Source organism: Vibrio sp. V10_P2A27P122 (genome assembly GCF_963874335.1).
GTDB classification, from domain to species: domain Bacteria; phylum Pseudomonadota; class Gammaproteobacteria; order Enterobacterales; family Vibrionaceae; genus Vibrio; species Vibrio anguillarum.
The window spans coordinates 1-13071 of the sequence record NZ_CAWNHY010000006.1; the positions used below are offsets into that span (position 1 = coordinate 1).

General features: G+C 44.9%; 11 protein-coding genes and 2 tRNA genes. All 13 read right to left on the reverse strand.

What is annotated here, in order from left to right:
* Window positions 1–88: 88 nt before the first annotated feature.
* Window positions 89–499, reverse strand: coding sequence for a MarR family winged helix-turn-helix transcriptional regulator (locus AACQ17_RS00355; RefSeq protein ID WP_010318918.1), 411 nt, complete (start codon window positions 497–499; stop codon window positions 89–91).
* A gap of 119 nt (window positions 500–618) precedes the next feature.
* Window positions 619–1539 (reverse strand): lipoprotein NlpI, encoded by a 921-nt coding sequence (gene nlpI, locus AACQ17_RS00360; protein ID WP_094147331.1) that lies wholly within the window; start codon window positions 1537–1539, stop codon window positions 619–621.
* 152 nt (window positions 1540–1691) lie between these two features.
* A complete protein-coding gene (gene pnp / locus AACQ17_RS00365) occupies window positions 1692–3818 on the reverse strand; it encodes a polyribonucleotide nucleotidyltransferase (RefSeq protein WP_010318920.1) in 2127 nt (708 codons plus the stop codon).
* Between the two features lie 316 nt (window positions 3819–4134).
* Window positions 4135–4404, reverse strand: a complete 270-nt coding sequence (gene rpsO / locus AACQ17_RS00370; RefSeq protein ID WP_010318921.1) for a 30S ribosomal protein S15 — start codon at window positions 4402–4404, stop codon at window positions 4135–4137.
* Window positions 4405–4513: 109 nt separating this feature from the next.
* The gene (gene truB / locus AACQ17_RS00375) at window positions 4514–5464 is read right to left on the reverse strand and encodes a tRNA pseudouridine(55) synthase TruB (protein WP_013857615.1); all 951 of its coding nucleotides are present in this window, start codon (window positions 5462–5464) and stop codon (window positions 4514–4516) included.
* A complete protein-coding gene (gene rbfA, locus AACQ17_RS00380; RefSeq protein ID WP_094124560.1) occupies window positions 5465–5881 on the reverse strand; it encodes a 30S ribosome-binding factor RbfA in 417 nt (138 codons plus the stop codon). It abuts the gene before it with no gap.
* 105 nt (window positions 5882–5986) lie between these two features.
* Window positions 5987–8701, reverse strand: coding sequence for a translation initiation factor IF-2 (infB, locus tag AACQ17_RS00385; RefSeq protein WP_094147332.1), 2715 nt, complete (start codon window positions 8699–8701; stop codon window positions 5987–5989).
* A 24-nt stretch (window positions 8702–8725) separates the two neighbouring features.
* Complete coding sequence (nusA, locus tag AACQ17_RS00390; protein WP_013857618.1) at window positions 8726–10213, reverse strand: transcription termination factor NusA; 1488 nt, start codon at window positions 10211–10213, stop codon at window positions 8726–8728.
* A 36-nt stretch (window positions 10214–10249) separates the two neighbouring features.
* Entirely contained in the window at window positions 10250–10705 is a 456-nt protein-coding gene (gene rimP / locus AACQ17_RS00395) for a ribosome maturation factor RimP (protein WP_013857619.1), read from the reverse strand.
* Window positions 10706–10915: 210 nt separating this feature from the next.
* Window positions 10916–10992: transfer RNA gene (locus AACQ17_RS00400), tRNA-Met, on the reverse strand.
* A gap of 54 nt (window positions 10993–11046) precedes the next feature.
* A tRNA-Leu gene (locus tag AACQ17_RS00405) sits at window positions 11047–11130 on the reverse strand.
* Between the two features lie 26 nt (window positions 11131–11156).
* Window positions 11157–11492 carry a preprotein translocase subunit SecG gene (gene secG, locus AACQ17_RS00410; protein WP_010318534.1) on the reverse strand — a complete coding sequence of 112 codons (336 nt, stop codon included), beginning with the start codon at window positions 11490–11492 and terminating at the stop codon, window positions 11157–11159.
* Between the two features lie 263 nt (window positions 11493–11755).
* Window positions 11756–13071 (reverse strand): phosphoglucosamine mutase (gene glmM / locus AACQ17_RS00415; RefSeq protein WP_094167672.1); only part of this gene is annotated, 1316 nt, incomplete at its 5' end.

Consider the following 13071-nt stretch of genomic DNA (forward strand, 5'->3'; position numbering starts at 1 on the left):
GCCCGGAATGGCATATCGCCAAAATTGCCGGCTAATTGCATTTTTCATCACAATCACCATAGTTAGCAGAGCTAACTATATAAGTAAATTAAAGTAATACTTTGGATAACAACATATTAAAACACAGTGCTTCTTCTTCTGAGAGATGCTTAGTCACTTGCTCTGCGACAACAGCGTACACTTTCGCTTCATCCGCTAAATGCTCACGCGCAGTATCGGTGAGAGAAACTCGGTAAGAACGCGCATCATCTTGGCATTGTGCCGTCTGAACTAACCCTTTATTTTTAAGCCTTTTAACCATATTTGATACCGATGGTTTACTCACTTCCATCTCATTAGCTAAATCAGTTAAGCGCAGTGGCAAAGAAGAGCTTTGAATCACTTTAAGGTAATCATATTCATTAAAGCTCAATTGTGAAATGGGATCAGCTTTGCTATACCGACGCCAGATTTTGGCACTAAAACGCTCTAATTTTTCTAAGTTAGCTTCTAGTTTCACTGTTTTTCAAATCAAAATGGTTATCAAGGCTAACTATTTTATGGATCTTTAGATCGTTAAGCAACAAAAAAGCCGCTGAAAAAGTCAGCGGCTTTAAGGGAAAGGATATAGCAAGGTATTTATTGCTGAGACTCTGGCTGTTCTGCTTTCGCCTTAGCTAAATAGTCGGCTCTTACTTGCTGGAAAATTTTCCCCAATTCAAGATAAGCGTATCGATGCTCAACATATTCGTAGACGTTAAATGACAACGCAAGCTTGTACAAGGCGATCGCGTGCGCGTAATTTCCCTCTTGTTGGTAACGCTTAGCGAGATAAAAATAGACTTCAGTTAAACGCTGTGCTTGTATCGCATTACCGCTGCCTTCTTCTAAGATCATCTTAAAAGCTTGCTCTTCCGATATCTCTTTAAGCGTTAACGCAACCAAGAGCCATCCCCATTGATCATCTCGAACTTGATAGCGATTGAAGAGATCCACACGTGCCTGCAAAGGCTCGCTTTCACTTTGAATAATATATAGCCACAATGCACGGAAGGGATCGCTAGGGTCATGTTGATAATGTGCGCGAATCTCTTCTAACGCAAGTTCTGTACGGTCGCCGTAATAAAGTGCGATGGCTCTGTTACGCTCAGCGTAAAAATTGTCAGGTTCAAGTTCTAATGTCGAATCAAATGCCTCATAAGCGGCATCAAACTCTGCAACTTGCGTGTAATACACGCCTAATAAATTAAAGATATCAGGCTGCGCCGGGTTAAGCGCGAGCGACTGCTCAAAATCTAAACGTGCTAAAGTGCCTAGCCCAACACTGTCGTAGTTGTTACCACGCTCATAAAACATTTTGGCCCGCACATCATCAGGCAGATCAGTACGTTGTAACAGTTGCGTCAAACGCGCTATCTGAACTTGTTGCTGTAATGAAGACTGCAATGGCACTGCCATCGGAGGGTATACCCATTGACTTTGATTGTCATTTTGAGTTGACGCGCAGCCCGACATTATCAGTATCAAAGCACTCAATGCGGCCGTTGGAAACCATTTCACAAATAAAACTCCTGTGTACCCCAAAGCTCAAGATAAGTGGGTGTATCGCATTAATCTAGGCATGAAAAAGGGAGCGAATAACGCTCCCTTTATATCATGCTTTATGTTGAAAAGGCGACTAAAGCGCCGTGCTTCTCAAGCTTAAAGTGGCCTTATTCAGCCGTTGGTGCTGCAACAACTTCTTCAGCTGGTTTCTCTACCGCTTCTTTCATGCTTAGACGAACACGGCCTTGGCGGTCGATTTCAAGTACTTTAACTTGAACTTCTTGGCCTTCTTTCAAGTAATCAGACACTTTCTCGATGCGTTGATCCGCGATTTGAGAAATGTGTACCAGACCATCTTTACCAGGAAGAATGTTAACGAACGCGCCAAAATCAGCCAGACGAGCGACCTTACCAGTATAGATAGCGCCGACTTCAACTTCAGCCGTGATCTCTTCAATGCGACGAATCGCTTCTTTAGCTTGAGCGCTATCGGTTGCCGCAATCTTGATTGTGCCGTCATCTTCGATTTCGATGGTTGTGCCCGTCTCTTCAGTTAGAGCACGGATCACAGCACCACCTTTACCGATCACGTCTTTGATTTTCTCAGAGCTGATCTTCATGGTGTAAATGCGCGGTGCAAATTCAGAAATCTCAGCACGAGCACCAGAGATCGCTTGATCCATCACAGAAAGGATATGCTTACGTGCACCTTGTGCTTGGTTTAGCGCAATTTGCATGATCTCTTTGGTGATACCTTCGATCTTAATGTCCATTTGCAGTGCAGTGATACCTTGGTTAGTACCCGCTACTTTAAAGTCCATGTCACCTAGGTGATCTTCATCACCAAGAATGTCAGAAAGAACAACGAAATCATCGCCTTCTTTAACAAGACCCATTGCAATACCTGCAACTGAAGACTTGATTGGTACACCTGCATCCATCAGAGCAAGAGAAGTACCACATACCGAAGCCATTGAAGATGAACCGTTAGATTCTGTGATTTCTGATACGACACGAACTGTGTATGGGAACTCTTCCACTGAAGGCATAACGGCAGCGATACCACGCTTAGCCAGTTTACCGTGGCCGATTTCACGACGCTTAGGAGAGCCTACAAAACCAGTTTCGCCCACACAGTATGGAGGGAAGTTGTAGTGTAGTAGGAAGTTATCTTTACGCTCACCTGTTAGCTCATCGATGATTTGAGCATCACGCTGAGTACCAAGAGTAGCGGTTACGATTGCCTGAGTTTCACCACGAGTAAACAGTGCAGAACCGTGAGTACGAGGAAGAATACCAGTGCGTACGTCTAGCGCACGAACCATGTCTTTTTCACGACCGTCAATACGTGGGTTGCCAGCAATAATGCTACGACGTACAACCGTCTTCTCTAGATCGTGGAAGATAGTGTGGATTTCTTTCGCATTTGCTTCAGGATCTTCAGCAAGAATTACTTTGTTTACTTCAGCAGCAATTTCATGAATACGGTCGTAACGAGCCATTTTTTCAGTGATTTTGTAAGCTTCAACAAGCTTAGCTTCTGCTAGTTCAGCGATCTTGCTATTAAGTACTGTGTTCTCTTGAGGAGCAACCCAATCCCAAGCTGGAGTGGCAACTTCAGCAGCAAATTCATTGATCGCTTTAATCACAGCTTGTTGTTGGTCGTGGCCGTAAACAACCGCTGCTAGCATTTCTTCTTCAGTTAGGTTATCCGCTTCTGACTCAACCATCAGTACCGCGTTGTCTGTACCTGCAACCACAAGATCAAGACGAGATACAGCAAGCTCGGTCATGCTTGGGTTAAGCACTAATTGACCATCAATGTGACCCACGCGCGCCGCGCCAATAGGACCATTGAATGGAATACCAGAGATAGCAAGTGCTGCTGAAGTACCAATCATAGTCACGATATCAGGTTGAACGTCTGGGTTTACAGACATCACTGTCGCGATGACTTGAACTTCATTTTTAAATGCATTAGGGAAAAGAGGACGAATTGGGCGGTCAATCAGACGCGCAGTCAAAGTTTCGCCTTCTGATGGACGACCTTCACGCTTGAAGAAGCCACCTGGAATTTTACCCGCTGCGTAAGTACGCTCTTGGTAGTTAACAGTAAGAGGGAAGAAGTCTTGACCTTCTACTGCTTCTTTTTTACCAACAACAGAAACGAATACCGCGGTATCGTTCATAGTGACCATAACAGCCGATGTAGCTTGGCGTGCGATAACGCCGGTTTCTAGAGTGACGGTATGATTACCGTATTGGAATGATTTCACTACTGGTTTATCAAACATTGTTTATCCTTGCTCTAGAGTTGCCTCTAGATTGAATGAAATAACACTCAAGACATTACGAATCGCGACTAGTAAAAATAGGCTCTATATCACGGGAAACAAAGCGTTGGGCTTGCCGCTCCCACTGGTATCTGAACGCTACTTTTAATAGCCGCGACCTGCTGGCCGACTTCGGTGACTGTAATGCTATGAGTATGAAGCGTTAAAGTACATACAACACACTTTAACGGCGGGTAGTATAGCGACTTAGGAGAGATTGTGCCAAATTTAGATAACAAAAAAGGGGCTAAAAGCCCCTTTTCTGAACAAACTGATCTTAGCGACGTAGCTCAAGACGTTTGATTAGGTCTTGGTAACGACCTAAATCTTTACCTTTTAGGTAGTCTAGAAGCTTACGACGGCTTGAAACCATGCGTAGTAGACCACGACGGCTGTGGTGATCGCCTTTGTGAGTTTTGAAGTGACCTTGTAGGTGGTTGATAGAAGCAGTTAGTAGTGCTACTTGTACTTCTGGTGAACCAGTGTCGCCTTCGCCACGTGCGTATTCAGCAACGATTGCCGCTTTAGTTTCTGCATTCAGAGACATAATGCTCTCCTAATAAGAGTAAGTTTAAAGGTGTAGCAGCCAATCTCTGATTCAGCCGCTACGCGAAGCCGGGATTATAGGGAAATCCCCAACGTTAAGCAATAGCTATTTAAAGCGACTCTTCGTCTCTAAAAACGACCAATCGCTTAGGCGCAACACGACCATCTTGGTCAATTTCACCCACACCGATAAAGAGTTTCTCTTCACCCATGGTCATGCGCACTGTGCCATCAAGTGGCACACCCAACACTTGCACTGGTTGGCCATGTTGTACCATGTCTGCCAACTCAGGAATAAGGTTAACTTCCGGCAAATCTTGCACCGCACTGTCCATTGGCATCAATAACGAGTCCAACACATTTTTCGGTGCGACATCATCACGCAGCGCCTGTTGCAGCAATGCATCAAGTTGCTCTAAAGTCACCATCTTCTCATATGGGTACTTCGCGACCGCAGTACGACGCAGCATGGTCACATGTGCGCCACAACCAAGCATTTCACCTAAGTCATCCACGATAGTGCGGATATACGTGCCTTTCGAACAGTGCACATCCATTTCAACTTCATCACCTTCGAAACGGATCAATTCAATATCATAGACAGTGATTTTTCGAGATTCGCGAGGAATATCAATGCCTTCACGAGCGTATTCATATAGAGGACGGCCTTGATACTTTAGTGCAGAAAACATTGACGGAATTTGGTCGGTTTCACCACGAAAACGCTCGATGCACTCTCGCAGGGTATTTAATTGCACATTGACTGGACGTGTTTCCACTACCTCTCCGTCTGAATCAGAGGTATTGGTTCGCTCACCCAGTTTTGCAATGACTCGATAACGCTTATCTGAATCAAGTAAAAACTGAGAAAATTTTGTCGCTTCACCAAGGCAAATAGGCAACATTCCTGTTGCCAAAGGATCGAGCGCGCCAGTGTGTCCGGCTTTTTCTGCAAAATAAATACGTTTTACTTTTTGTAAGGCATCATTCGAGGAGATACCCGTTGGCTTATCCAGTAAAATTACCCCGTTGATTGGGCGACCTTTACGACGACGAGCCATCTATTCATTCCCTTCTTCAGCAGGCGCTTCATCTTCACGTCCTGCATCTTTCTGTCTGCGCTTATCATTGCTGACCACTTCAGTCACCAAGTTGGACATGCGCATACCTTCAACCAAAGTATTGTCATAAGTGAAGCGAATTTCTGGTGTCAAACGTAAGCGAATACGTTTGCCAAGCATCATGCGGATATGAACTTCATGCTCTTTTAACGCAGCTAAGCAGCTTTCTGGGGTCTGCTCACCAACGCATAGAAACGTCACAAACACTTTTGCATAAGCAAGGTCACGTGACACTTCGACTTCTGAAATAGTCACCATACCTAAGCGTGAGTCACGGACTTCACGTTGTATGATCATGGCGAGTTCTTTTTGCAGCTGTTGGGATACGCGCTGCGTGCGGCTAAATTCTTTTGACATATCTTTTCTCACATATAGAAAGAATGGGGGGATGGTTCAACCCAGCCCCCCATGGTGTATTCAACAACCGATTACTGTCTATTTCAATACAGCAACGTCAGTCAATTAATCCAGTGTACGTTTAATTTCCACTGTTTCGAAGACTTCGATTTGGTCACCAACGCGAACATCATTGTAGTTCTTAACGCCGATACCACATTCGTAGCCATTCTTCACTTCTTGCACGTCATCTTTAAAGCGACGTAGCGACTCAAGCTCACCTTCGTAGATAACCACGTTATCACGTAGAACACGGATAGGGCTATTACGTTTGATAACGCCTTCAGTCACCATACAACCAGCAACTGCACCTAGTTTAGGTGATTTAAATACTTCACGAACCTGAGCAAGACCAATGATCTCTTGCTTAAACTCTGGTGCTAGCATGCCGCTCATGGCCGCTTTTACTTCATCAATCAATTGATAAATGATTGAGTAGTAACGTAGGTCTAAGTTTTCAGATTCGATAGTACGACGAGCTGATGCATCAGCACGAACGTTAAAGCCAAGTACGATAGCGTTAGAAGCTGCTGCAAGTACTGCATCAGTTTCTGTGATACCACCCACACCAGAACCCACGATGTTCACTTTCACTTCATCAGTTGAAAGGTTACGCAGTGAATCAGCAATGGCTTCAACCGAACCTTGAACGTCTGCTTTTAGTACCACGTTCAGTTCAGCCACTTCACCCGCTGTCATGTTAGAGAACATGTTTTCGAGCTTAGATTTCTGCTGACGTGCAAGCTTCACATCACGGAATTTACCTTGACGATAATTTGCCACTTCACGTGCTTTACGCTCATCACGAACTACTGTTGCTTCATCACCGGCAGCTGGAACACCAGACAAACCTAGAATTTCAACAGGAATTGATGGGCCCGCTTCCGTAACTTCGTTACCAGTTTCGTCGCGCATCGCACGAACACGGCCATATTCTTGACCACACAGTACGATGTCGCCTTTGCGTAGTGTTCCTGATTGAACAAGAACGGTTGCTACAGGGCCACGGCCTTTATCAAGACGAGATTCAACCACCACACCAGACGCCATACCATCTTTAACAGCATGAAGCTCAAGAACTTCAGCTTGAAGTAGGATAGCTTCTAGTAGGCCTTCAATATTGGTTCCCTGTTTCGCAGAGATGTGAACAAACATGTTCTCACCGCCCCACTCTTCAGGAATGATGTTGTGTTGAGCAAGCTCATTTTTCACGCCATCTGGGTTCGCGCCATCTTTATCAATTTTGTTCACTGCAACGATAAGTGGAACATTCGCCGCTTTCGCATGTTGAATCGCTTCAACCGTTTGTGGCATCACGCCATCATCTGCTGCAACAACCAATACAACGATATCTGTCGCTTGAGCACCACGAGCACGCATTGAAGTAAACGCAGCGTGTCCAGGAGTATCAAGGAAGGTGATCATACCGTTTGGTGTTTCAACGTGGTAAGCACCAATGTGCTGAGTAATACCACCGGCCTCGCCTGATGCAACGTGTGTGCGACGGATGTAATCAAGTGTTGATGTCTTACCGTGGTCAACGTGACCCATGATGGTCACAACTGGCGCACGAGGCACTGCTTCAAACTTGTTATCACGGTCAGAAAGGATCGCTTCTTCCAGTTCATTCTCTTTGCGGATGAGAACTTTATGACCCATTTCTTCAGCGACTAATTGCGCGGTTTCTTGGTCGATCACTTGGTTGATGGTTGCCATTGCGCCCATCTTCATCATCACTTTGATAACTTCAGTTGCTTTCACTGACATTTTGTTTGCCAGTTCAGAAAGAACAATCGTTTCACCGATCACAACATCTTGCTTAGCGACAACCGCTGTTTTATCAAAACCATGTTGCATCGATGCAGGTTTAGCCATACGACCTTTACGAGCTTTGCCTCGGCGCGTACCGCGCTCTTGCTTATCATCCTGAGATGAGATTTTGCTCTTATTAGCTTTCGTAGATTTACGGCTAGCACCTTCTTCACGGCGATCTGCTTCATCTTCGGCTTCACGTGCATACGTTGAAGTCGTAACATGGTAATCTGTATTTTCTTCCATACTACCCTTTTTCTCTTCTTCAGCAGACCAACGCTCTTTATTCTTCTCAGCCAATTCACGTGCTATTTCTAGCTGGCGCTGACTTTCCTCTTCAGCTTTACGTAATGCTTCGGCTTCTTGACGACGTTTAAGCTCTTCGGCTTCTTTTCGCGCTGCTTCTTGCTTCATTTTATTTTCAGCAGAAAGTTCTGGTTTCACTGCAGAACGTTTTGCTTTCTCATCCGCGTTAGCTGTTGCATTCGTTTGTGCTTCAACCTTCGCTTTCTCTTGTGCCTCACGCTTCGCTTTTTCTTCGGCTTCACGCTGTGCTTTTTCTTCGGCTTCGCGCTCTGCTTTTGCTTGTGCTTCACGCGCTGCTAATTCTTGTGCTTCACGTTGCGCGGCTTCTTCCGCTTCACGTGTTACTTCATCGTCTACTGCACTGCGCTTAACGTAGGTACGTTTTTTACGCACTTCAACTTGAACATTCTTACTTTTGCCGCCGCCGGCATTGACGCTCAATGTGCTGCGTGTTTTTCGCTGCAACGTCAAACGAGTCGGCTCTGAGTCACCAGTGGTATCACCGTGCTCTTTTCTAAGATGTGACAGTAGCTTATGCTTTTCATCATCAGAAACGTTATCAGAACTCGTTTTGTTCATGCCTGCATCAGCAAGTTGTTCTAACAAGCGGTCAACTGGCGTACCAATTTCTTCACTCAGTGCTTTAACTGTAAGTTGTGTCATGCCGCTCTCTCCCCTTGCTGAGAATTATTCTTCTTCGCTAAACCAACAAATATTGCGCGCTGCCATGATCAATTGACCTGCACGCTCTTCTGTTAGACCTTCAATATTTTCGAGGTCATCAATACCTTGGTCAGCAAGATCTTCTAATGTGACTATGCCTTTCGCTGCGAGTTTAAAGGCCATTTCACGCTCTAAACCTTCTAGTGCGAGCAGATCTTCTGCTGGCTCTAGCCCTTCAAAAGACTCTTCTTGTGCTAGCGCAATCGTGGTCAACGCATTCTTCGCGCGAGTACGCAATGCTTCGATGATATCTTCATCTAGGCCGTCAACTTCAAGTAGCTCAGCAACTGGCACATAAGCCACTTCTTCAAGCGTTGAGAAGCCTTCTTCAACCAATAACTCAGCGAAGTCTTGCTCGATATCGAGGTACTTCATGAAGTTTTCAATAGAAGCCATCGATTCTTCTTGATGTTTTTTCTGTAGATCAGCAACCGTCATAACATTCAATTCCCAACCAGTCAGTTGAGAAGCGAGACGTACGTTTTGACCATTACGACCGATTGCTTGCGCTAGGTTATCCGCTTCAACAGCAATATCAATTGAGTGCGTATCTTCATCCATGATGATCGATGCAACATCTGCTGGTGCCATTGCATTGATAACAAATTGAGCTGGGTTATCATCCCAAAGAACGATATCAATGCGCTCACCGCCGAGCTCACTCGATACGGCTTGAACACGTGCTCCACGCATACCGACACACGCGCCCACAGGGTCAATGCGTTTGTCATTGGTTTTGACTGCAATTTTCGCACGCGAACCCGGATCACGAGCCGCGGCTTTCAATTCAATCAGCTCTTCACCGATTTCTGGCACTTCTACACGGAATAGCTCAGCGAGCATTTCTGGTTTTGAACGAGTAATGAAGAGTTGGAATCCGCGCGCTTCAGGGCGTACAGCATATAGCAGACCACGAACTCGGTCACCTGGACGAAAGTTTTCACGCGGTAGCTGGTCATCACGTAAAATAACCGCTTCAGCGTTATTACCTAAATCCAGAATAACCGAATCACGGTTTACTTTCTTAACAACGCCAGTAACCAACTCACCTTCGTTATCAATAAACTGTTCGACGATTTGCGCACGTTCAGCTTCACGCACTTTTTGTACGATCACTTGTTTTGCTGTTTGTGTTGTAATACGGTCAAAGGTCACTGATTCAATTTGATCTTCAATATATTGACCAAGTTCAGCTGTTTCGTCGTCGTATTTAGCTGCATCGTATGAAATTTCTTTTGTTGGATGTTCAACATTTTCAACGATTAACCAACGGCGAAAAGTTTCAAACTCACCCGTTTTACGGTCGATAGCAACACGTACATCGACTTCAATTTCATGTTTCTTCTTTGTTGATGTGGCAAGCGCAGTTTCAAGCGCCTCAAAAATACGCTCACGAGGTACGGCCTTCTCGTTCGAAACCGCCTCAACTACCGCTAAAATTTCTTTACTCATTTAATCTAGCCTCTTAAGCTCTTTTCTCTAGGAGAACTAAAATTTAGGGATCAGGTTAGCTTTAGAAATATTGCTTAGCGCAAATAGTTCTTCTTTCCCATCAACGCTAATTGCAACGGTTTCGCCATCAATAGAATGGATAATTCCTTTCCATTTGCGACGGTTGCCGACACCCATTTTCAAAACGATGCTGACTTCGTGACCAATAAACTGTTCATAATGCGCTGCTTTAAAAAGTGGTCTCTCTAAACCTGGTGAAGAAACTTCTAGGTTGTAAGCCACAGAAATTGGATCTTCAACATCGAGCACAGCACTCACTTGATGGCTCACTTCTGCGCAATCATCAACGTTAATACCGTTTTCATGATCAATATAGATGCGTAATGTTGAGTGCTCTCCGGCACGAATAAATTCTAATCCAACTAACTCATAACCTGATGCAGCTACTGGAGCGTCAAGCATTTCAGTAAGTTGTCTTTCTAAACCAGTCATTTAAACCACTCCAGAAACAAAAAAAGGGCACAGAGCCCAATTTAAATTCCAAGCAACTATCTGAAAATCTCATACTTGAGAAACTCAGATAACAAAAAACCCCGATTAGTCGGGGTTTTTTGTTGCTGGACCCTGATGATTGAGAATCTAAATTCTCAATTGCAGTGAGGTTGACACTGCACAAACTTGCATCCAAAACCCAAAAAGAATTGGTTGCGGGGGCCGGATTTGAACCGACGACCTTCGGGTTATGAGCCCGACGAGCTACCAAGCTGCTCCACCCCGCGTCCGACTTGCGAGCATTATACGCTCTATCAAGTGATTTACAAGTTTGTAAATAATGGTGCCGAGAGAGGGACTCGAACCCTCACACCTAAGGCGCTAGCACCTCATGCTAGTGTGTCTACCAATTTCACCATCTCGGCAATTATTTGTACTTATCTAAGATAAGTTATTGCGGGATTTCGTCACCAGATTTTACTGGAACGTCACTCGCTGTATCCGTAGTTTGCTCAATCACTTGACCTTTAGTTGGGTCAATCCATTGTGATTCAGTTTTATGCGTAGACAAATTGCCCAATGCCAAACTAAGAATGAAGAATACGGTTGCAAAAATTGCAGTCATTCGGGTTAGGAAATTTCCTGAGCCACTAGCACCAAACACAGTGTTTGACGCGCCAGCACCGAAAGAGGCTCCCATATCTGCGCCTTTACCTTGTTGAATTAACACTAGGCCAATGATACCAAGCGCTGCCAACAGGTAAATCACAAGTAGAACTGTAAACATTACTTCCACCTATGTTCCAAATAGTTGAGCCAGCGCCGTTCTTATCAACTGACTTGAACAAGGCTAGCGACCTCCTCAACGAAGGCGGACGCAATACTAACGAATGCATCCCATGCTGACAAGGAGTATTTTATAAAAAAATGGAGTTTATGCTTCAAGCGGTTAAAAAAAGGGCAACAACACCCTATGTGTATAGCTAACCATAAGATTTCAAGCCGAATTACGGTCATGAAATCCTAGGTTAACTCATATTATTTTTCTGGTTAGCAATTATCTTTAACCGCTTGCGCTATCTTTAATGCTGAATTTTTTACTAGCTCAGCATCTTCCCCTTCCACCATCACGCGCAATAAAGGTTCAGTACCTGATTTACGCAAGAGCACTCGACCTTGGCTACCAAGTTCCGCTTCTACGGCAGCTACAGCTGCTTTTACCGCTTCGGCTTCTAATGGGTTGGAATCACCACTAAAACGTACGTTTTCTAAAACCTGCGGGTAAAGCGTCATGCCTTTAGCCAGTTCATTGAGCGACATTTCACTGCCCACAACGGAAGCAAGAACTTGCAACGCCGCAACAATCGCATCACCCGTAGTCACTTTGTCTAGCAGTATGATGTGCCCTGAATTTTCTGCGCCAATTTTCCAACCTTTTGCCAGCAATTTTTCCATCACATAACGGTCACCAACCGCCGCTCGCGCAAAAGGGATACCTAACTGCTTTAAGCCGTTTTCCATACCAAGGTTTGTCATTAGCGTTCCAACAACACCACCTTTTAATTCTCCACGTCTCAGGGCATCACGGGCGATGATATAGGCAATTTGATCTCCATCCACTTTATTGCCAAGCTCATCAACCATAATTAAGCGATCGCCATCACCATCAAATGCCAGTCCTAAATCTGCTTTTTCTGCCACAACGCGCTGTTGCAACGCACGGACATCCGTTGCTCCAACTTCGTCATTAATATTCAGACCATCTGGCTCAACCCCCATTGCTATCACTTCAGCGCCAAGTTCCTTAAAGACATTAGGAGCGATGTGATAGGTGGCACCATGAGCACAGTCAACGACGATTTTCAGCTTTGATAAATTCCATTGCGATGGAAAGGTACTTTTACAAAACTCGATATACCGCCCTGCAGCGTCGACCATACGTGAAGCCTTACCAAGTTCGGCAGACTCGACACACTCAATCGGTTTATCCAATTCAGCTTCGATCTCCAATTCAATTTCATCAGGTAATTTAGTCCCTTCGGATGAGAAGAATTTGATGCCGTTATCGTAATAAGGGTTATGCGACGCTGAGATAACGATCCCCGCTTCTGCACGAAAGGTTTGAGTCAGGTAAGCAACAGCTGGCGTCGGCATAGGTCCGGTAAAAATCGCCTTTAATCCTGCAGCGGCTAAGCCCGCTTCTAGAGCCGACTCAAGCATATAACCTGAAATACGCGTATCTTTACCAATAATGACTTTTTTCGTGCCTTGTTTTGCCAATACACGTCCAGCCGCCCAGCCAAGTTTTAATACGAAATCGGGAGTGATAGGATACTGTCCAACTTTACCGCGGACACCATCTGTAC